19 protein-coding genes are annotated in these 20404 nt (G+C 71.9%); 10 read left to right on the top strand and 9 right to left on the bottom strand.

Features of this window, described 5'->3' with window-relative positions; translation table 11 throughout:
* Positions 1–42: 42 nt before the first annotated feature.
* From OG417_RS13255 to OG417_RS13235, 5 genes are all read left to right on the top strand, one after another.
* Entirely contained in the window at positions 43–807 is a 765-nt protein-coding gene (locus tag OG417_RS13255; protein ID WP_329254925.1) for an IclR family transcriptional regulator, read from the top strand.
* On the top strand, positions 804–1859 hold the full coding sequence (locus tag OG417_RS13250) for a serine hydrolase domain-containing protein (protein WP_329254922.1): 1056 nt from the start codon (positions 804–806) through the stop codon (positions 1857–1859). Before OG417_RS13255 ends, OG417_RS13250 begins: the two co-directional genes overlap by 4 nt.
* Positions 1856–2944 (top strand): amidohydrolase/deacetylase family metallohydrolase, encoded by a 1089-nt coding sequence (locus OG417_RS13245; RefSeq protein WP_329254919.1) that lies wholly within the window; start codon positions 1856–1858, stop codon positions 2942–2944. Before OG417_RS13250 ends, OG417_RS13245 begins: the two co-directional genes overlap by 4 nt.
* A 130-nt stretch (positions 2945–3074) precedes the next feature.
* Complete coding sequence (locus OG417_RS13240) at positions 3075–3404, top strand: hypothetical protein (protein ID WP_329254917.1); 330 nt, start codon at positions 3075–3077, stop codon at positions 3402–3404.
* 4 nt (positions 3405–3408) lie between these two features.
* Entirely contained in the window at positions 3409–4428 is a 1020-nt protein-coding gene (locus OG417_RS13235; protein ID WP_329254915.1) for a C40 family peptidase, read from the top strand.
* Positions 4429–4640: 212 nt separating this feature from the next.
* Here the strand turns inward: OG417_RS13235 and larA are convergent, their stop codons facing one another.
* From larA to OG417_RS13215, 4 genes are all read right to left on the bottom strand, one after another.
* Entirely contained in the window at positions 4641–5915 is a 1275-nt protein-coding gene (gene larA, locus OG417_RS13230; protein WP_329254912.1) for a nickel-dependent lactate racemase, read from the bottom strand.
* Positions 5916–5917: 2 nt separating this feature from the next.
* A complete protein-coding gene (locus OG417_RS13225; protein WP_329254909.1) occupies positions 5918–6151 on the bottom strand; it encodes an EF-hand domain-containing protein in 234 nt (77 codons plus the stop codon).
* A 135-nt stretch (positions 6152–6286) separates the two neighbouring features.
* Positions 6287–8176 (bottom strand): AfsR/SARP family transcriptional regulator, encoded by a 1890-nt coding sequence (locus tag OG417_RS13220; RefSeq protein ID WP_329254906.1) that lies wholly within the window; start codon positions 8174–8176, stop codon positions 6287–6289.
* A gap of 215 nt (positions 8177–8391) precedes the next feature.
* A complete protein-coding gene (locus tag OG417_RS13215) occupies positions 8392–9030 on the bottom strand; it encodes a GntR family transcriptional regulator (RefSeq protein ID WP_329254903.1) in 639 nt (212 codons plus the stop codon).
* A 62-nt stretch (positions 9031–9092) separates the two neighbouring features.
* On the opposite strand from OG417_RS13215, the gene OG417_RS13210 reads away from it, so the two are divergent.
* The 3 genes from OG417_RS13210 to OG417_RS13200 are packed head-to-tail and all read left to right on the top strand — an operon-like array spanning position 9093 to position 13491.
* Positions 9093–10457, top strand: a complete 1365-nt coding sequence (locus OG417_RS13210; protein ID WP_329254900.1) for an FAD-dependent oxidoreductase — start codon at positions 9093–9095, stop codon at positions 10455–10457.
* Positions 10458–10471: 14 nt separating this feature from the next.
* A complete protein-coding gene (ilvD, locus tag OG417_RS13205; RefSeq protein WP_329254898.1) occupies positions 10472–12136 on the top strand; it encodes a dihydroxy-acid dehydratase in 1665 nt (554 codons plus the stop codon).
* Between the two features lie 29 nt (positions 12137–12165).
* Positions 12166–13491 (top strand): MFS transporter, encoded by a 1326-nt coding sequence (locus OG417_RS13200; RefSeq protein ID WP_329254894.1) that lies wholly within the window; start codon positions 12166–12168, stop codon positions 13489–13491.
* A gap of 50 nt (positions 13492–13541) precedes the next feature.
* On the opposite strand, the gene OG417_RS13195 is transcribed toward OG417_RS13200, so the two are convergent.
* Positions 13542–13997, bottom strand: coding sequence for a carboxymuconolactone decarboxylase family protein (locus OG417_RS13195; RefSeq protein ID WP_329254891.1), 456 nt, complete (start codon positions 13995–13997; stop codon positions 13542–13544).
* Positions 13998–14135: 138 nt separating this feature from the next.
* Here OG417_RS13195 and OG417_RS13190 point away from each other — a divergent pair, with 138 nt between their 5' ends.
* Positions 14136–15008, top strand: coding sequence for a sigma-70 family RNA polymerase sigma factor (locus OG417_RS13190; protein WP_329254888.1), 873 nt, complete (start codon positions 14136–14138; stop codon positions 15006–15008).
* Positions 15009–15039: 31 nt separating this feature from the next.
* Here OG417_RS13190 and OG417_RS13185 read toward each other — a convergent pair whose 3' ends face one another.
* Entirely contained in the window at positions 15040–16263 is a 1224-nt protein-coding gene (locus OG417_RS13185) for a metal-dependent hydrolase family protein (protein WP_329262261.1), read from the bottom strand.
* Between the two features lie 29 nt (positions 16264–16292).
* Positions 16293–16613 (bottom strand): MFS transporter, encoded by a 321-nt coding sequence (locus OG417_RS13180; RefSeq protein ID WP_329254885.1) that lies wholly within the window; start codon positions 16611–16613, stop codon positions 16293–16295.
* 168 nt (positions 16614–16781) lie between these two features.
* Between OG417_RS13180 and OG417_RS13175 the strand changes: the two genes are divergently transcribed.
* Positions 16782–17708, top strand: coding sequence for a MurR/RpiR family transcriptional regulator (locus tag OG417_RS13175; protein WP_329254883.1), 927 nt, complete (start codon positions 16782–16784; stop codon positions 17706–17708).
* A 67-nt stretch (positions 17709–17775) separates the two neighbouring features.
* On the opposite strand, the gene pruA is transcribed toward OG417_RS13175, so the two are convergent.
* Both pruA and OG417_RS13165 read right to left on the bottom strand, forming a co-directional pair.
* On the bottom strand, positions 17776–19401 hold the full coding sequence (gene pruA, locus OG417_RS13170; RefSeq protein WP_329254880.1) for an L-glutamate gamma-semialdehyde dehydrogenase: 1626 nt from the start codon (positions 19399–19401) through the stop codon (positions 17776–17778).
* A gap of 17 nt (positions 19402–19418) precedes the next feature.
* Positions 19419–20345 carry a proline dehydrogenase family protein gene (locus tag OG417_RS13165; protein ID WP_329254877.1) on the bottom strand — a complete coding sequence of 309 codons (927 nt, stop codon included), beginning with the start codon at positions 20343–20345 and terminating at the stop codon, positions 19419–19421.
* Positions 20346–20404 lie beyond the last annotated feature (59 nt).

Here is a 20404-nt window from a genome sequence, read left to right as displayed (position 1 = left end):
TGCCGCATATCGGTCCGGCCGGTCAACCCTTTAGGTGCGTAAATGAACTCGGTGGAGAAGACACTCGCGGTCCTGCGCGCCCTCTCCAGCCCCGACCAACCGCGGCGGCTCGCCGACATCGCGGAACGAACGGGCATCAACAAGACGACGGCCCACCGCATCCTGCAGATCCTCACCGCGGAGGGGTACGCGGTCACCAGCGGCGACGGCGCGTACGCGTCCGGACCGGCGCTCCTCGCCCTGGCCGGCTCCGCCCTGGCCGACCGCGACCTCGGCGCCGTGGCCCGGCCCATCCTGGAGAACCTGCAGCGCCAGACCGGGCACACCGTTCACTTCGCGGTACGGAGCGGCACGGTCGCGGTGTACCTGGCCAAGGTCGAATCCCAGGAGCCGTACCGCATGGCGTCGAAGGTCGGCATGCAGGTCGCGCTGCACTGCACGGCCATCGGCAAGGCGCTGCTCGCCGGCCTCCCCGACGAGGAGGTCCGCGCCATCATCGCGTCGGCCTCCCCGTTGATCAGCCACACGCCGGCGACCATCGTCGAGCCGGACCTGCTGCTGGCCGCGCTGGCGGAGGTGCGCGAACGCGGGTACGCCGTCGACGAGGAGGAGAACGAGCGCAACGTCCGCTGTGTCGGCGCCGCGGTCCGCGACCGGCACGGCACCGCCATCGCCGGGATCAGCGTCTCCGGCCTCACGTTCACCCTGAAAGAGGACGACGTCGGGCTGCTCGGGCCCATGGTGGTGGCGGCGGCACGCCGCATCTCCACGGCACTGGGCATGCCCGCGGAAAGGAACGGTTCATGACGGTGGATCCCGCCGGCATCGTCGCCCGGGCTCGTACGGAGCGGACGTTCTCCGGAGCGGCCTGGGCATTCGGCGGCAGCGCCGGCATCGTGGGACGCGGCACGCTCGGCACCCTGTCGTGGGACGGCGAGCCGGTCCGGGATGACACGCTCTGGGACCTGGCGTCGGTGACCAAGCCGATCGCCGGGCTCGCGGTGATGAGCCTGGTCGAGTCCGGAGCGCTGACCCTCGACGACCCGATCGCCGCCCACCTGTCGGAGTACGCCGGCACGGACAAGGCCGAGCTCACCGTCTTCGAACTGCTGACCCACACCTCCGGCCTGCCGGGTCAGCAGCCGTTGTGGCGGCGGTGCGCGACCCGCGCGGAGCTGCTGGCCGCGCTGCCGCGCCTGCCGCTGCGTTCCCCGCCCGGCACGGCCGTGGACTACAGCTCCGCCGGGTTCATCGTGCTCGGGCTGATCGCCGAGCGCGCCTCGGGCACTCCCCTCGACACGCTCGTCGCCGAGCGTGTCACCGTGCCCGCGGGCATGAAGGAGACCCGCTTCCTGCTGCCCGAGGGCGACCGCGCGCGGGCGGCCGCCACGGAGGACTGCCCGTGGCGCGGCCGGGTCGTGCAGGGAACGGTGCACGACGAGAACGCCGAGGTACTCGGGGGCGTCGCGGCGCACGCCGGGCTGTTCGGAACGCTGGACGACCTCGCCGCCCTCGGCCAGGCCCTCTGCCGGGGCGGCCGGGGAACGGCGGGCCGGATCATCGCCGAGCGCACCCTCGCGGTGATGACCGAGCCGCGGACCGACCGGCTCCCGCTGCGCCGGACGCTCGCCTGGCAGGGCCGCGATCCGCACCGCTGCAGCGGCGGCGACCTGCTGACCCCGGCGGCCTACGGGCACACCGGGTTCACCGGCACGAGCATCTGGGTCGACCCCGTCCTCGACGTCTTCGTGGTGCTGCTCACCAACCGCGTGCACCCCACCCGCGAGTCCGACGCGATCACCCGGCTCCGGCCGCGCTTCCACAACGCGGCGGTGACCGCGTGCCTGGCGGCGTCATGATCATCCGTGAGCCGCTGCGGGTCATCGGCGGTCGTACGGCCCGGCTGGAGCCGGGTCCGGACGGCGCCGTGAAGCTCAGGCCGAGCGACGAGCCGCCCGGCGAGCTGTACGTCGGCCCGGGATGGGCCGACGCGCACGCGCACGTCTACGACGGCATGACCGAGATCGGCGTGGCGGCGGACGACGTCGGCCTGGCCACCGGCGTCCACCTGCTCGGCGACGCCGGCAGCGCGGGCGCCGCGACCCTGGACGGGCTGGTCAAGTACGTGATCCCCGCCGCCGGCGTGCGCATCCGCGCGTGGGTGAACATCGGGTCGTACGGCCTGGTGCACATGCGGGAGACCGCCGACATCCGCGACATCGACGTCGACGCCACGCTGGCGGCCATCGACCGGCACCGCGACGTCGTCTGCGGCGTGAAGGTCCGCTCCAGCGGGGTGATCGTCGGCGCGATGGGACTTCAGCCCCTGCAACTCGGCCGGCTCGTCGCACGCGAGGCGGGGCTGCCGCTCATGGTGCACATCGGGGAGGCGCCGCCGCTCATCGAGGACGTGCTGGACCTACTGGGCGACGGCGACGTCGTGACCCACTGCTACCACGGCAAGACCGGTCACCCCTGGCGGGCCGACGGCCGGCCGTCCCCGGCCCTGGACCGGGCACTCGACCGCGGTGTGCGGCTCGACGTCGGTCACGGCGCGGCGAGTTTCGCGGCCGACGTCGCGCGCCGCGCCATCGCCGCCGGGTTCCCGCCGCACTCGATCAGCACCGACGTCCACGTGCGGAACATCCGGGGACCGGTCCACGACCTGCCGACGACGATGACGAAGCTGCTCGCCTGCGGCATGCCGCTCGACGACGTGATCACCGCGGTGACCGACGCGCCGCGCGAGACCCTACGCGCGCCGGAACCCTGGCTGACCGAGGACGGCGTGGTACGCCACGCGACCGTGTTCCGGTTGACCGGCGCGCCCCCGCCACACCGCGGCTACGAAGACGCCCGCGGAATCGCGCTCGATCCCGCCGCGCACATCGTGCCGGTGGCGACGGTCAGCGACGGTACGGTCACCGCGGCGGGACAGGCCTAGCCCCGATATTCCGGTTTCGGCGAGTCCAATACGGGCGGCCGAATGGAGATCATCGAACGCTGCCCATTTCCGGTCTGAGGCGTTAACCTGGTGCCGCCATTTTCGACGCTATGCGGTTTGGGGGTGCGATATGACCGAGCAGCCGCTCGACGTGCATTATGCGGGCCTGACGCGCGCCACCCGGTACAGCCGGGAGGCCGCCAACATTCTGACCGGCAAGGTCAACGAACACCTGGCCGGCTGCGCGGCGGCCGGCGACAGCCACAAGGGCTGGGAGACCACCGCGGCGCTGAATGAATGCGTCGAGGCATGGGCCTCCCACCTGCGTGGAATCGTTGACGACGCCCATGACATCGGTCAACGGATCCACCGCACACACGCCGGCTACGCCGATGCGGAATGGGATTCGGATCGACGCAGCCGCGCCATGGCGGTGCCGCCCGCGGTCCGGGAAGTGTGATCAAGTGGCCTACCGCATCTCATTCGACGACCTGCTGAACGCCACTCCGCACCACTACAAGACCACTGCCGAAGCATGGGGTAAGTGGCGGGAGGCCGTGACCACGCACGCCAATGGACTCCGCCTCGTCAATCAGCACGTGTCCGCTAACTGGGGCAGCGTCGCGGCCTCCGAGGCCAGCGCGTTCATCGACGCGCGGCACTTGAAGGCCACGACGGCGGCCGGCGTCCTGGACAAGGTGTCGCGCACGCTGAGCTCCGCCTACTCGAATTTCGCGGATGCGCACAACAAGCTCGTGGCGACCGTTTCAAAGGCGAAGGCCAACGGTTTCGATTGCGCAGGCGGTCACGTCACCGACACGAGACCGTACAACGGCCAGTCGGACTCGCAGGCCACCCAGAACCGTGCGAGTCTCATGAAAACGTACCAGGCCGACATCGATGCCGCCCTCAGAGAGGCGACCGCCGCCGACAACTCGGCCGCGTCCGCACTGCGCGGCCTGGTGCCCGGCAAGACCGACCTGGCGGGCGGCAACGGCACCGGCACCGGAACCGACACGGGCAGTGGACACGGCACCCCGGCCGCTCCGGTCGACTACTCGACCTCCGGCAACATCCCGGTGCCACCCAACTTCGCCAACCTCGCGCCCAATCCCCGAGCACAGCAAGTGCTCAACTTCGCGAAGTCGAAGCTCGGTCTTCCCTATATCTGGGGCGGCAATGGGCCGAGGGGATACGACTGCTCAGGTCTCACCCAACACGCCTACGCGGCGGCCGGGATCAGCATTCCGCGCACCTCCGAAGAACAATGGTCGGCCGGTCCGCACATCACGCCCGGCCACGAGCAGCCCGGCGACCTGGTCTTCTTCCACCCCGACGGCGCCGGGCGGCCCGGGCACGTCGGCATCGTGCTGGACCCGAAGGCGGGCACGATGATCGAAGCGCCGCACACCGGCGACGTCATCAAGATCTATCCCTACAAGAACTATCCGGGAGGGGTCCTCGGTTTCGTCCGTCCCCACTAAGTCGGAGGCCGAAAGGGCAGCATTTCCCGGGTAATGCAGGGGATGATCGCGCAACGTAATGTTGCGCTCCGGCCGTCTTCACACGTGTGCGCTCACTGACTTCACCGTACGTTGCTCTCGCATTTCTCAGAGCCGAGGCCGTACAGGCGAGCGAAAGTGGCCGAAGTGAGCACCGGCGCCGTCGGCGCGACGGCGATCGCGCGTCATCCTCCTCAGCTCAGGTAGGGAATGGTCTGGGGTCCTTCGGGGAGAACGCAGAGCCGGGCGTCCGGCCCGGCGGCGGCCAGGGCCTGGGCGACCGCCTCGGAGACGTCACCGGTCTGCCGCAGGTGCGCCGAGGCCAGGTCGTCGTCGCTGAGATAGGACGTGTGCATCACGACCTGGTTGTCGCACTGGATGCGGGCCTGGATCTGCACCTGCCACTGGTCGGGCACCGTCTCGCCGGCGGACCGTGCCGCGATGGTCTCGAGCAGGTGCCGCGGGGACCGCGCCGACGCGAGCACCTGCCGGTAGGAGCCGTGGTCGGGGAACCCGTCGCGGCACTCGGCGGCGCACACGATGGTCCCTCCCGGGCGTACGACCTGGTAGGCGGCGGACATGCCCTTGACGGCCTGGTAGAGGTTCTGGTCCAGGGGGAAACCGGAGTTCGTCGTCACCACGACGTCGAACGGCGCCGGAACCGGCCGCATCGCGATCCGCTTGGCGGCCGCGGTCGCGGCGGCGTGCATGGCCGGCAGGTCTCCGCCGAAGGCCGAAACGATCTCCTTGTCGCGGTTGAGCACCACGTCGAGCGCGAAGGTGACGCCGGTCGCCTCGGCGATGGCGCGTACGTCGTCGTGGACCGGGTTGCCGTGGGTGATGCCCCAGGTCGCCCGCGGACTTCCGATGCGGGCGGCGTCGTGCAGGACGAGCACCGTCTCCAGCGCCGCCAGACCGGGGGCCACGAGCTTGGGCCCGCCGGAGAAACCGGCGAAGAAGTGCGGCTCGACGAACCCCGTGGTGATCCGTACGTCGGCCCGCGCCCACTCCTGGTTCAGCCATACGGGGACGTCCTTGCCGAAGGTGCCCATCCAGGCGAGCTGTCCCCGGTCGCGGGCGTCGTGGTTGACGATGCGCACGTGGTCCACGACCTCGTCGCCGAGCATCTGCCGCAGCTCGCTCTCGGTGTTGCCGCGGTGGGTGCCGGTGGCGACGAGGATGACCACGTCGTCCAGGTTCACGATCCCGTCGAGCTCGGCCAGCACGGCGGGGACCATCAGGTGCCTGGGCTGCGGTCGGGTGCCGTCGCACACGGAGATCGCCACCGACTGCCCCGGCCGCACCCGCTCCCGCAGCGGTGGCCCGGCCACCGGGTCGCGCAGCGCGGCGGTCAGGACGCCGGCCTGATCAGGGGCCGCCTCGTGATGGACCGGCTCGACGACGGTGGTCTTCTCCGGGTCGACGTCGACGTCCAAGCCGGTCTCACCGTAGGCAAGGCGTACTTTCACCGTCAGGAACCGAGCTCGGGGAGGTTCTGGGCCAGCGGCACGAACTCGGTCACCGACAGCAGCCCGTCTTGGTCGACGTCGTACTGGTCGAACAGCGCCTTGACGATCCCGGACAGGTCGTTCACCTCGGCCGCCGGGAACATCCCCGCGATCGCCGAGGTCACCTCGTGCGCGGTGAGCCGCCCGTCGCCATCGGTGTCGTACCGCGCGAACACCGCCTCGTAGTCAGCCGACATGACTTTCCTTCCTCCATAGCCACCGGAACACTGATCGTAACCAGGTGATGGGGATCACGTGACCGGCGGGGGAAGGGCCGGGGCCTCCCCTGGCGACGGACGCTCAGATACAGCCGTGACGGGACCAGTGTCCCCCTATCCGGCCGCCCGGATGGGGGGACACGTCCTCGCCCGCGCGAGAGCCGCCCGGCGTGACTCCGCGGGCTCCTCCACCTCCGCACGCTCCCGCGCGTAGATGCGGACCAGCTCGTGGAAGCCGTACCGGACGCCGCCGACGGCCGAGGAGATGGTGACGCGCAGCAGGCGCACGTCGACCAGGTCGTCCAGCAGGTCCTGGGCCGTCGGCGGCGTGGTGTTCACCAGGGCGGCGGCCGTCCACACCGGGAAGTCCGGTGTGTCGAGCAGGCCGAGCAGCCGGAAGAGGCGGCGCGCCGGCGCCGCGAGCGCCCCATAGCCCAGCCCGAAGCTCGCACGCACCTCCAGGCCGCGGTGGCGGAGACCGTCGAGCCGGTGACGTGGGTCGGCCAGCCGGGCGACCAGGTCGCCGACCTTCCAGTGGGGTCGCGTCGCGAGCTGCGAACCGACGATCCGCAGCGCCAGCGGGAGCCCCGCGCACAGCTCCAGCAGCCGTTTCGTCTCGGCCGGTTCGGCCTCGATCCGCCCGCGTCCGGCGATCGTGCGCAACAGCGCCTCGCCGTCCGCGTCCGGCAGGCCCCCGAGGTCGATCCGGTGCGCTCCGGCCAGCCCGCCGAGCCTGGGCCGGCCGGTGACGATGACCGCGCAGGTCCCGCTGCCGGGCAGCAGCCGCTCGACCTGCCTCTCGTCCCGTGCGTCGTCGAGGACCACGAGGACCCGGCGATCGGCGAGCAGGCTCCGGTAGGCCGCGGCACGCTCATCCTCGTTCCCGGGTACGGCGGCGTCCGGCATGCCCAGCGCTCGCAGGAACCGCCCGAGCACCTCGTACGGGTCCGCGGCCGTCGACCGCGCGCCGCCCAGGGCGGCGAAGAGCTGACCGCCGGGGTAGGCCGTCCGCAGCCGGTGCGCGGCGCGCACCGCGACCGTCGTCTTGCCGATTCCGCCTTCGCCCGTCACGGCCACGACCGACGTCGGCCGGTCCGGCGCGCGGTCACCGCGCAGGACCGCGTCGATACCGGTCAGCTCGGCGTCGTAGCCGGTGAAGTCGCCGATGTCCCCCGGCAGCATCCGTGGCGCGGCTGCCACCGGCGAATCCGGTTCCCACGGGGCGGTGATCCGCGCGCCCGTCGCCCCGGGCGCGGCGGGAAGATCGAGGAAAGGGGCGCCGGTCAGGATCGCCTCGTGCAGATCCCGCAGCTCACGTCCGGGTTCCAGCCCGATCTGCTCGACCAGGGCGTCCCGAGCGCGCAGATAGGCCTGCAACGCATCCGCACGGCGCCCGCAGCGGTAGAGCGCCAGCATCAGCTGCGCCCAGATCCACTCCCGCAGGGGATGCTCCCCTGCCAGCGCGGTCAGCTCACCGACCAGCTCGGCGTGGCGGCCCAGCCGGATGTCGACGTCGACCCGCTGCGCCAGCGCGGACAGCCTGGCCTCGGCCAGGCGCGCGGCCTCCGCCGCCACGATCGGGATGTCGGCCATGCCGGAATAGGCCTCGCCGCGCCACAGCGCCAGTGCGTCGCGCAGGAGGTCGCTCGCCCGCTCCGGCTCGCCGCCCGCCTCCACCGCACGCGCGGCCTCGACCAGGTCGTCGAACCGCGCGACGTCCAGCTCGTCGCGCCCGGCCCGCAGGAGATAGCCCGAGTGCTGATGGACGATGCGCCCAGGGTCCCCCAGACGGCGGCGTAGCTGATGAACGTAGGCCTGAACGTTCTTGGCGGCACTCTTGGGCGGATCGTCCCCCCACAGCGCCTCGACCAGGACGTCACCGGCCACGACCCGGCCGGGGCGGCGCAGCAACACCGCCAGCAGCGCGCGGGCCTTCGGCGGCCCGAGGTCCACCGCGCCACCCGAGCCCAGCACCGCCAGCGGCCCCAGGACCTCGAACCGCACAGCACCGCCATCGCCACCCGGCCCCGTTATGGCCGGAGGCCGATGATGGCGACCAGCGCGGACGGCTGTCGCGCCCCCGGCGATCGCCCCCGCGGACCTTCCCATGCCGTCAAACTAGAACCGCCGCGCCGAGGCGAGCCGCCAAAACGTGCACCGGTCCTCGCCACATCCCGCACCCCCGAGGGCTATGTCGCGTAAGCGGCGCCCAGGCCGGCCTAGCGGTTCCGCAGCGTCCGGTAGGTGAAGTCGGTGAGGTAGTCGTTCAGGTGCAGCGACGCTTCGGTGGCCTTGGCCTCGTCGCCGTGGCAGATGGCCCGCAGGATGTCGCCGTGGAGGTCCGCCGCCTTGCGCAGGTCGGTCTTCTCGTCGTGCAGGTGCGCGAACCAGAACCGCCGGGACAGCCCCTGGAGCGGCGCCATCGTCAGCGAGAGGTACTCGTTGTGCGCGGCCTCGACGATCAGGTCGTGCGTCTGTTTGAGCAGCCCGCCGAACTCCTCGACGCTGCCGCCGTCGAACTCCGCGAGCACATCGGCGAGGGCGAGGATCCGCTCGCGCTGAGCGGTGGTGGCGCGGTGCGCGGCCAGGCGTACGGCGAGTTCCTCCACCGAACGGCGTAGCTCCAGCACCTTAAGCTGCGCCTCGATCGACGTCGGGGGGACGAACACCCCCTGGTTCGGGTGGATCTCGACCATCCGCTCCCGCGCGAGGCGCTGGAGTGCCTCGCGTACCGGGGTGCGGCCGAGCCCCGTGCGCTCCATCAGCCGCGCCTCGGAGACCAGTGTCCCCGGCGGCAGCTCCTGGAACGTGATCATCCGCTCGAGCACCTCGTAGGCGTGGTCGGCCTTGTTGGGCACGGCGTCCCTCCTGCTCCGGTCTGGGGTAGACACTACCTTGATCGGCCGTGTACAACCAGTACATGACTGATATATCGGCTTGGTCGCTGACGGACCCACACCCTGAACAGGGGCTTGACGTACTGGCGAAGGTCGATGTCCTGGTCGTCGGCGCCGGTGCGGCCGGGGTCGCGGCGGCGACGGTGGCGGCCGAGGCCGGTAGGTCCGTCCTGATCGTGGAGAGGTACGGCTTCGCGGGCGGCGCGGCGGTCGCGGGCATGTCGGGCACGATCTGCGGGCTGTACCTGGCCTCGGACAACGACCGGGAACCCCGCCAGGTCGTGGGCGGGTTCACCGAACGGTTCCGTCGGGAGCTGACACGCCGCGGCGGGCTGACCGCTCCCCAGATCTATGGCAAGACGTGGACGGTCGCACACGATCCGCTGGTGTGGCGGGAGACCGCGGACGCCCTGCTGGAACGCGCCGGGGTGAGGGTGCTGTTCCACACCGTGGTCACCGGGGTCGTCCTGGACGGCGTGACGCATCGCGGTGTCGTGGTGGAGTCCAACGCGGGCCGTGCCGTGGTCCTGGCCGATCGCACGATCGACGCGTCGGGCGACGCGGCGGTCGTCGCCCGCGCCGGCCATCGCTATACGTTCGGCGACGACGGCGTGATCCAGAACCCGACCATGTTCTTCCGGCTCGGGAACGTCGACGTCAGGCGGTTCACCGAGTTCTACGGTGCGGACGCGATCTGCCCACCGCACGTCACCGAGGCGATCATCGACGGACGCAACGCCGGTCTGAACCTGCCGCGGCAGAAGATCTGGATCTTCACGACGCCCCGGCCCGGTGAGCTGATGGTCAACGCGACCCGGCTCAGCGGGCGCGACGGCAGGATGCTCAACGTCATCGACCCGGCCGACTTCACCGAAGCCGAGATCCTGGGCCGGCGGCAGGTCCGCGACTACGCGCGGTTCATGATCGAGCGGTTCCCCGGCTGTGAGAACGCGTTCGTCGTCGACACCGGAGTCGAGGCCGGGATTCGCCAGACCCGCACCATCGCCGGGATCGAGCGGCTCACGAACGACGACGTACTCGCCGCGCGCAAGCGGGACGACGGGATCTGCCGGGTGCCGTGGCCCATCGAGCTGCACGCCGGGGACCGCCCGAAGCTGACATGGTTGCTGGACGACTACTACGAAGTCCCCTACGGCACGCTCGTTCCCGACCGCGGCGAGCACATCATCGTCGCCGGACGGTGCCTGTCCGCCGAGCACGAGGCACTCGCCTCGGCCCGCGTCACCGCGCAGTGCTTCGAATACGGTCACGCCGCCGCCATGGCCACCGTGCTCTCCCTCGACGGGGACATCCCCTACCGAGAGCTGCCCGGCGGTGAGGTCCGGGCCGCCATGGCCGCCAACGGCAGCGCCCTTTCCCTCAGCTGACAGGAGGAACACCCATGGAACGGCTACGGAGCAACTTCGAGCCCGGAACGACGCGCTGGGCCGTACGTCGCGCGCAGTGGAGCGCGATGGGCATCAGCGTCGAAGACCAGCAGAAACCCAAGATCGCTGTGGTCAACACGTCGTCGAAGCTGTCGGTGTGCTTCGCGCATCTGGACGATGTGGCGACAGTGGTCGCCGACGCGATCCGCGCCGCCGGCGGTCTGCCTCTGGAGATTCGCACCACCGCGCCCAGCGACTTCGTCACCAGCGCCGGCCGCAAGGCGCGTTACCTGATGCCGACCCGGGACCTCGTGGTCAACGACGTCGAGGCGGCGGTGGAGGGCGCGCAACTCGACGGCATGGTGCTGCTCTCCAGCTGCGACAAGACGACCCCGGCCCACCTGATGGCCTCGGCCCGCCTCGACCTGCCCGCCATCGTCGTCATCGGCGGCTATCAGCGCGGCGGCACCTATGCGGGTTGCTCGGTCGACATCGACTCGGTGTACGAGTCCGTCGGCGCGGTCGCGTCCGGGCGGCTGAAGGTCGATGAGCTGGCCGAACTCGCCGACAGCGCGATCAAGGGGCCGGGGGTGTGCGCCGGCCTCGCGACCGCGAACACCATGCACGTGCTCGCCGAGGCGCTCGGCATGACCATGCCGGGTTCGGCGCCCGTACGCGCGAACTCCGAAGCGATGCTGGAACGCGCCTCGGCCGCGGGGCGGCGCATCGTCGACCTGGTACGCGAGGGGTTCACGGCCCGGCAGGTGCTGACCCGGGAGGCCGTCGAGAACGCGATCGAGGTCGCACTCGCGCTCGGCGGTTCGGTGAACTGCATCCGCCACCTCGCCGCCGTCGCCGCCGAGGCCGACCTGGATCTGGACGTGGTGGCGCTGTTCGAGGAGAAGGGGCGCACCGCCAAGCAACTCGCCGCCATCCGCCCGAACGGGACGCACCAGGTATGGGACCTCGACGAGGCCGGCGGCGTACGGACCGTGCTCCGCGCCCTCGAACCACGCCTGCACACGGGCGCCCGCACGGTGGCCGGCCGTACCGTCGCCGACCTCATCGCCGAGGCCCCGGAACCGGACGGTGACGTGGTGCACGCGCTGAGCCGGCCCGTCGCCGACGAGCCGGGGCTGGTGATCCTGCGCGGTTCGCTGGCACCCGACGGAGCGATCGTGAAGGTCGCGGGTGTGGGCGGTGCGCGGCGGCGGTTCTCCGGCCCCGCCAAGGTCTTCGCGGGCGAGGACGACGCCATCGCCGCTCTGGGGGAAGGCGCCATCGAGCCGGGCGACGTCATCGTGCTGCGGGGAATGGGCCCGCGGGGCGGCCCGGGCACGGTGTTCGCCGCGAGTTTCGTCGCGGCTCTCAACGGCGCCGGGCTGGGCGGCCGGGTCGCGGTCGTCACCGACGGCGAGCTGTCGGGGCTCAACCACGGGCTCGTCGTCGGCCAGGTCATGCCCGAGGCGGCCGATGGCGGACCTCTCGCGGGAGTGCGCGACGGCGACGCGATCAGCATCGATCTCGACGCGCGGACCGTCGACGCCGCCCCCCTGCGTCAGGGCGAGCCCGTCACCGCGGGCGATCCGGGAGCAGAGCGCGGCTGGCTCGGGCAGTACGCGGCCCTGGTCGGCCCCATCCAGCAGGGCGCGGTCCTCCGCCGGCCCCGGCGCCGCTGAGCCCATCCACCTTGAACGGGAGACGTTTCATGGCCCACACCCCAGGCCAGGCGCGCCGCGCCGGGATCGCGGCGCTCGTCGGCACCACCCTGGAGTGGTATGACTTCCTGGTCTACGGCACCGCCGCCGCCCTCGTCCTGAACAAACTGTTCTTCCCCTCGGTGAGCTCGACGGCGGGCACCCTCGCCACGTTCGCCACGTACGCCGTGGGGTTCCTCGCCCGGCCGCTGGGCGGGATGGTGCTGGGCAGCATGGGCGACCGGCTCGGCCGCAAGACCATGCTGATCGCGACCCTCCTGATGATGGGCACGGCCACCACGCTCATCGGTCTGCTGCCCACCTACTCCTCCATCGGGATGTGGGCGCCGCTGCTGCTCATCGTGCTACGGCTGGTGCAGGGGTTCGGCGCCGGTGGCGAGTACGCCGGCGCGGTCGTCTTCTCGGTCGAGTACGGGGACCAGCGGCGGCGCGGCCTGGCCGGCGCGTGGGCGCCGGCCGGGTACGCGCTCGCGACCCTCCTGGCCACCGGGGTCTTCCAGCTGCTCATCCTGATGCCCGACGCGCAGTTCCGCGCCTGGGGCTGGCGGGTGCCCTTCCTGCTCGGCGCCCTCGTCCTCGCCATCGGTTACGTCCTGCGCCGAGGTATCCATGAGACCCCCGCGTTCGAGGCCGCCCGGCGTTCCGAACAGCCCGAGGTCTCGCTGCTGGCGGCGCTGCGCCGTCACCCGCGCAACTTCCTGGTCGTCGTGGGCGCACGGTTCGCCGAGAACGGGTTCGCCTACCTGTTCCCGGTGTTCGCGGTGTCGTTCCTCGCCCACCAACTGCACGCGCCGGAGTCCGTGGGCCTGGTCGCGGTCATCGTCGCGTCAGTCGTGCAGATCGCGGCCATCCCGCTGTTCGCCTGGCTCTCCGACCGCTGGGGCCGCCGCCCCGTCTACGCCGTAGGGGCCATCGCCTCCCTGGCCTGGAGCGCGCCGTTCTTCCTCATCCTGGACACCCTCTCCCCCGTCGCGATCACGCTGGCCTTCGTGGTCGGACTCGGCATCTGCTATCCGGCCATGCTGGCGCCGCAGGCGGCCTGGTTCGCCGAGCTGTTCGACACCAGGACCCGCCTCGCCGGTTTCGCCTTCGCCCGTGAGATCGGATCGGTCCTGGCCGGCGGGTTCCTGCCGCTCATAGCGACCGCGCTGCTCACCTGGTCCGGGCACTGGTGGCCGGTCGTCGTCTATCTGGGCCTGCTCACCGCGCTCACCCTGGTGGCACTGCTCGTGGGACCGGAGACACGACGGTCCGGCCTCGAGCCGGCGCCGCGGCCGGATTCGGCGCCCGCCCCGGCCGCTCATCGGCCCGGATGACCCGCGGCTCCGTCATCGCGGCGAGGGCTACGTCCCCGTGGCGAAGGCCGTCAGTCCCATCTGGTCCCGGCGGGCACCCGGAAGGTGGTGTTGATCCGGTTGAAGAAGTTGGTGATCGCCACCATCAGCACCAGGGACCCGAGCTGCCGTTCGTCGTAGTGCCCGCGTGCCTCGGCCCAGATCTCGTCGGTGACCGCGCCGGGCCGGTCGGAGAGCCGGGTCGCCGCCTCGGCGAGCGCCAGAGCGGCCCGCTCGGCGTCGTCGAAGAGCGGGTTCTCGTACCAGGCGGCGACGGCGACCAGCTTCTCGGAGCCGACACCGGCCTTGGCCGCGCTCGCGGCGCCGGCGTCGACACAGGCGCTGCAGCCGTTGATCTGGCTCACGCGCAGATGCACCAGCTCAAGCGTCTGACGCGGTACTCCGCCGGTGTACACCTCCTTGAAGAGGTGCTGGACGGCCGGCGTGATGTCGGGTCGGCTGGTCGCGTTCTGGATGCGTGCCGTCATGTCTCCCCCAGGGAACGGGTCGATCGGTGGACGGCACTACGACGTCCGGCCACGGCGGAAGGTAACGCCGGCCCGGGCGTTACCTCAGCGGCGCGTGACGCGTCCTGGTAGTGACACCGCCGTACGCCGAGGAGGACCGTGACCGAAGAGGACGAGCTCGCCGCGGAGTTCCAGACCCAGCGCTCCTATCTCCACGCGATCGCGTTCCGGATGCTCGGCTCGCACGCCGACGCGGACGACGCCGTCCAGGAGGCGTGGCTGCGGCTCGCGCGCACCGGCGGCGGTGGCATCGAGGACCTGCGCGGCTGGCTCACCACGGTGACCAGCCGGATCTGCCTGGACACACTTCGCAGGCGCGGGGTGCGGGGCGAGCAGCCACTCGAACTCGAGGTCGGCGCGCTCGCCTGGGACGCGGCCGGGGGCTCCCGGGTCGATCCGGAGGAGGAGGCCGTCCTCGCCGACTCCCTCGCCCTCGCGCTGTACGTCGTCATGGACGCCCTCACCCCGGCGGAACGGGTGGCGTTCGTGCTCCACGACGTCTTCGAGGTCCCGTTCGACGCGATCGCGGCCGTCCTCGGCCGGAGTACGGCGGCCGCCAAGATGCTCGCCAGCCGGGCGCGGGGGCGCCTGCGGCCGGGCACGCCCCCGGCCGATGCCCATGCCGCGGCCCGGGACGTCGTGGACGCGTTCCTCGCGGCGGCCGGCCGGGGCGACGTCGCCACGTTGCTGACCATGCTCGCGCCCGAGGTCGAGCTACGGACGCAGAGTCCCGAGGGGCCCACCGTCATCCGCGGCGCGGACCGGGTCGCGGCCACGGCGAGCACGTACGCACGCCGGGACGCGCTCGCGCATCCGGCACTGGTGGACGGCGTCCCGGGCGTTCTCATCACCGTCGGCGGGCGACCGGTCACGGTCCTGGCCTTCACGGTCGTGAACGGTGTGATCACCACGATCCTCGGACTGACCGCCCCGACCCGGCTGGGCCAGATCGTCCCATCCTGGGCTACATGACCACACCGGCCGGTCCGGGAGAGTCCGGCCGTCAGCGACGCCCGGCGGTGTCGTCGCGGACGACGGCCCCGGCCTGGACGACCATGGGCATGTGCTCGGCCGGAGCGGCGAGGACGCCGATGTCCCGGAGGGGATCCGCGTCGAGGACGACCAGGTCGGCGTGGGCACCGACGGCGAGGGTGCCGATCTGCTCTTCCTGGTCGAGGAGACGGGCGGCGTTGCCGGTGGCGGAGCGGATGATGTCGATGGGCTCCTGGACCTCGGCGCGGATGCGCCACTCTCGACTCTGGTGGCCGTGCATACCGCCAAGCAGGTCGGAGCCGTAGACGATCGTGACGCCCGCGCGGTGGGCGCGTTCGAGGGCGGCCAGGCCCGCGTGCAGCACTTCGTCGACCTTGCGCCAGCTGCCCTCGGGCAGACCGAACCGGCGGCCTTCTTCCTTCAGGGCCCAGTAGGTGACCAATGTGGGGACGAGGAAGGCGTCCCGCTCCAGGAGGAGCCGGACGCTGCGGTCGTCGATCAGGTTGCCGTGCTCGATGGAGCGGACACCGGCCTCCAGGGCCCGGTTGACGGCGCGGGCGCTGTAGGCATGGGCGGCGACGTAGCGGTTGAACGCCTCGGCCTCCTGCACCGCGGCGCGCAGTTCGTCCATCGAGTACTGGGTGGAGTCGATCCGGTCGGTAGGCGAGGCGACTCCGCCGGAGGCCATGACCTTGAGGTGGTGGCCGCCCTTGCGCAGTTCGTCGCGGGCGGCGGCGCGTACCGCGTCCACGCCGTCGGCGATCCTGCAGTGGTCGCCGCAGCAGGGGTGTTCGTCGCGAAGGTGCGCGCCGGGGCCGCGGTGGTCGCCGTGACCACCGGTCTGGGAGAGCGCCCGCCCGCCGAAGGCCAGCCGGGGACCACGGATGGCGCCCTCGGCCTGGGCGGCGGCGATGCCGTGGTCGGCGCCGGCCATGTCGCGGACGGTGGTGAAGCCGCGGTCCAGCATGCCGCTCATGATCTTGGCCGCGTAGGCGCCGACGTAGAGCGGGGAGGTGGTGGCGAGCGAGGCGAGATGGGCGGTGATGGCGGTGACGTGGACGTGCGCGTCGATCAGCCCGGGCAGGACGTAGGCACCGCGCAGGTCGTGCACCTCGGCGCGCTCCGGGGCGGTCAGGCGGGGGCCGGTCTCGGCGATCCGCCCGTCGACGGCGAGCAGATCGCCCTCGGTGTAGTCGCCGCTGATCGGATCGAGGAGGTGGGCGTTGCGCAGCATCAGGGCGGCGCTCGAACCGGTGGTGCTGGTCACGAAGAGAGTGCTCCTTGCTCGGTGTCGGAGAAGAAGGCGTAGCAGGCCAGCGCGTACATCATCACGCGGCGGCGGCCGATGCGGTCGGCGAGCACGCCGGTGAGACCGGCGACCAGCAGGTAGCCGAAGGCGCTGGACGAGGCGAGCATGCCGGGCCGGACGCCGCCCAGGTGCCACAGCTCCTTGGTGCTGGGCATCAGAAACGAGACGACCGCGGCGTCCATGCCGTCGAAGGTGTAGCCGAGCCCGCCGATCAGCAGAAGGAGGTAGTGCGGCCGGGACAGCGGGAGTCTGTCCACGCGTGCGAGGAGGTTCATCAGCGCACCTCTCGACGATGGGGGCATGGGAGGGACGGCGAGAGTCCGAGTGAGCTGCAATATACGTTGCATGGTTCGCTGTGAGCAATAGTCACTGCAATGCCGTCTGGACACGGCGGCGTACGATGCAGATCGCCCGCGAGGGCGCCGAGACCGAGGGGGAGCCCGGTGGAAGGGACCGAGGAGTCCGAAGGAGCCGACGGCTCGGCCTCCGCCGTCGTGGCGGAGTGGCTGCGCGAGCGCGCCTCCCGGTTCTCGCTGAGCCCCAAGGCGCGGGCCGTCCTGGAGGTGCTGGCGACCCAGCCGCGGATGAGCACCTACGGCTCCACCCAGCAGATCGCCAGCGCCGCCGCGGTGAACGTCGCGACCGTGACCCGCGCCGCACAGGCGCTCGGCTTCTCCGGCTGGCCCGCCCTCCAGACCGAGCTGCGGGCCCGCTACCTGACCTCGCTGAGCGTGCCCGAGATCGCCGCCGAGCACCGCGCGCCCCAGAGCGGGGTGTTCGCCGATTCCCTGCGCCGTGACCTGGAGTCGGTCGCGCTCGCCGGGCGGCACCTCGACCCGGCGGTCGCCGAACACATGGTGGAGGCGATCGCCGCCGCCCGCCGCACGCTGGTGATCGCCGAGGGCAGCTACGCCACGATCGGCCTGGCGCTGGTGCACAACGCGGTGCTGGCGGGCTACCCGGTCGAACTGCTCGGCGGCTACGGCAAGTCGGACATGCTCAACGCCCTGGCCGACGTCGGCCCGCAGGACACCGTGATCGCGATCAGCCTCTGGCGGCTGTACGCGAAGACGGTCCGCTCGGCGCAGGTCGCACGCGAACGCGGCGCCACGGTGTGCACCATCACCGACTCGGCCAGCACCCCGCTCGCCGACGCCGCGCACCACGTCCTGGTGGTGCCCGCCGAAGGCGCGGCCTTCTTCCCGGCCCTGACCGCCGCCGTCTCCGTCGCCCAGGCCCTCTGCGCCCAGCTCGCCGCCCGCGACCCCGCCCGTACGACCGAGAGCCTGCGCCGCTCCGAAGAGCTCTGGGAGCGCTTCGGCGTCCTGCACGTCCCGCGCGCCCCCCGGAGCACCCGGAATCCCGGCTGAGGATGTCCCGCCGACACGTAACCGGCCCCGCACGCCGTTGTGCGGGGCCGGTGGCTCGGTGGGCGGATCAGCCCATGTGCGGGTAGCGGTGACCGGTCGGCGGCACGAACGTCTCCTTGATGGTGCGGGTGGACGTCCAGCGCAGCAGGTTCTGGGCGGAGCCGGCCTTGTCGTTCGTGCCCGAGGCGCGTCCGCCGCCGAAGGGCTGCTGGCCGACGACCGCGCCGGTGGGCTTGTCGTTGATGTAGAAGTTGCCGGCGGCGAACCGCAGCACCTCGGTGGCGCGGGCGATCGCGGCCCGGTCACGGGCGAAGATCGTCCCGGTCAGCGCGTACGGGCTGACCGACTCCATCTGGGCGAGCATCGGCTCGAAGTCGTCGTCGTCGTAGACGTGGACGGCCAGGATGGGCCCGAAGAACTCGCTGCGGAACACCTCGTGCCCAGGGTCGTCGCAGACCAGGACCGTCGGGCGGACGAAGTAGCCCTCCCGGTCATCGCAGGTGCCGCCCGCGAGGACGTCGATGGCCGGGTCCTGGGCGGCGCGCTCCAGGACGTCCCGGAGCCGGCCGAAGGACCTGGCGTCGATCACCGCGCCGCCGAAGTTTCGCAGGTCGCGCACGTCCCCCATGGTCAGCGCCTCGGTCTCGGCGACCAGTTCGTCCCTGATCCGCCCCCACAGGGAACGCGGCACGTAGGCGCGGGAGGCGGCCGAGCACTTCTGCCCCTGGTACTCGAACGCGCCGCGGATCAGCGCGGTGAGCAGGGCGGCCGGGTCCGCCGAGGAGTGCGCGACGACGAAGTCCTTGCCCCCGGTCTCGCCGACCAGACGCGGATAGGAGCGGTAGCCGGCGAGGTTCTCCCCAACGGTGCGCCACAGGTGCTGGAAGGTCGCGGTCGAGCCGGTGAAGTGCACGCCCGCCAGGTCGGGGTCGGCCAGCACGACGTCGGAGACGGCGCGGCCGTCCCCGGTGAGCATGGTGATGACGCCGGGCGGCAGCCCGGCCTCCTCCAGCAGCCGCAGGGTGAAGTGCGCGGCGAACTGCTGGGTGGGCGAGGGCTTCCAGATCACCGTGTTGCCCATGAGCGCGGGCGCGGTCGGCAGGTTCGCGGCGATCGCGGTGAAGTTGAACGGGGTGACCGCGTAGACGAAGCCCTCCAGGGGCCGGTGGTCGGCGCGGTTCCACACGCCGGGCGACGAGACGGGCTGCTCGGCCAGGATCTGCCGGGCGAAGTGAACGTTGAACCGCCAGAAGTCGGCCAGCTCGCAGGGCGCGTCGATCTCGGCCTGCTGGGCGGTCTTCGACTGACCCAGCATGGTGGCGGCGGCGATCTTCTCCCGCCAGGGCCCCGACAGCAGGTCGGCGGCTCGCAGCAGAATCGCCGCCCGGTCGTCGAAATCGAGGGCCCGCCAGCCGGGGGCGGCCCGGCGGGCGGCGTCCAGCGCGGCCCGCGCGTCGGCGTGGTCGGCGTTCGCGGTGGTGCCCAGCACCTCCCGGTGGCTGTGCGGCTGGACGACCGGGAACCGCTCGCCGCCGCCCATCCGCTCCCTGCCGTCGATCGTGCAGGTCAGCTCGGCGCCGCCGGCCGACAGGGCGGCCAGCTCGGCCTCCAGCCGGGCACGCTCGGGGCTGCCGGGCCGGTAGTCGTGCACCGGCTCGTTGGCCGGTGCGGGCACGCGGGTGATGGCGTCCATGGGGAGTCTCCCGGGGTTCAGTGGCGGGTGGTGAACGAACGCAGGAAGAAGGCGAGGTTCGCCGGCCGCTCGGCCAGGCGGCGCATGAAGTAGCCGTACCAGTCGGCGCCGTACGGCACGTAGGCGCGGATCCGCCGCCGCTCGGCGGCCAGCCGGCGCTGCTCCGCGTCGCGGATTCCGTACAGCATCTGGAACTCGTAGGCGCTCGGCGAACGGCCGTACCTGGCGGCGAGCCGGACGGCCAGCTCGATCATCCGCGGGTCGTGCGAGCCGATCATCGGGTAGCCGTCCCCGGCCATGAGGATCCGCAGGCAGCGCGCGTAGGCCAGGTCCACCTCCCGCCTGCTCTGGTAGGCCACGGAGGCGGGTTCGCGGTAGGCGCCCTTGACCAGGCGCACCCGCGACCCTTCGACGGCCAGTGCCCGTGCGTCGTCCTCGGTGCGCCGCAGGTACGCCTGCAGGACGGCGCCCGTCCGCGGGAAGTCGCGGCGCAACTCGGCGAGGATCGTCAGGGTGGAGTCGACGGTGGTGTGGTCCTCCATGTCGAGCGTGACGGTGGTGCCGATCGCCTCGGCGGCCTCGCACACCCGGCGGGCGCCCGCCAGGGCGAGGTCGTGGCCGCCGGGCAGACCCTGGCCGAACGCCGACAGCTTCACCGAGACCTCGGCGTGCCCGCCCAGCCCCTCGCGGCCGAGCGCCTCCAGCAGCCCGAGGTAGGCGTCGCGGTTGCGGTGGGCCTGGGCCGCGTCGGTGATGTCCTCGCCCAGGTGGTCGAGCGTGGCGTCGATGCCGTGGGCGGTGAGCGCCCGGACGGCCTCCAGCGCCTCGGGCAGCCCGTCCCCGGCGACGAAGCGGTCGACGACGGGCCGGGTCACGGCGGCCCCGCTGACGAGCCGGCGTATCCGGTCACTGCGCGAGGCGGCGAGCAAGGCAGGGCCCAACACCGGTGACCTCCCAGGTCGAGCAGTGAATGTCGGTGCCCTCGAAGCTACGGTCCGCCTCG

The organism is Actinoallomurus sp. NBC_01490 (assembly GCF_036227085.1).
Lineage (GTDB): Bacteria > Actinomycetota > Actinomycetes > Streptosporangiales > Streptosporangiaceae > Actinoallomurus > Actinoallomurus oryzae.
This window is presented reverse-complemented; position numbering and strand designations above follow the sequence as displayed.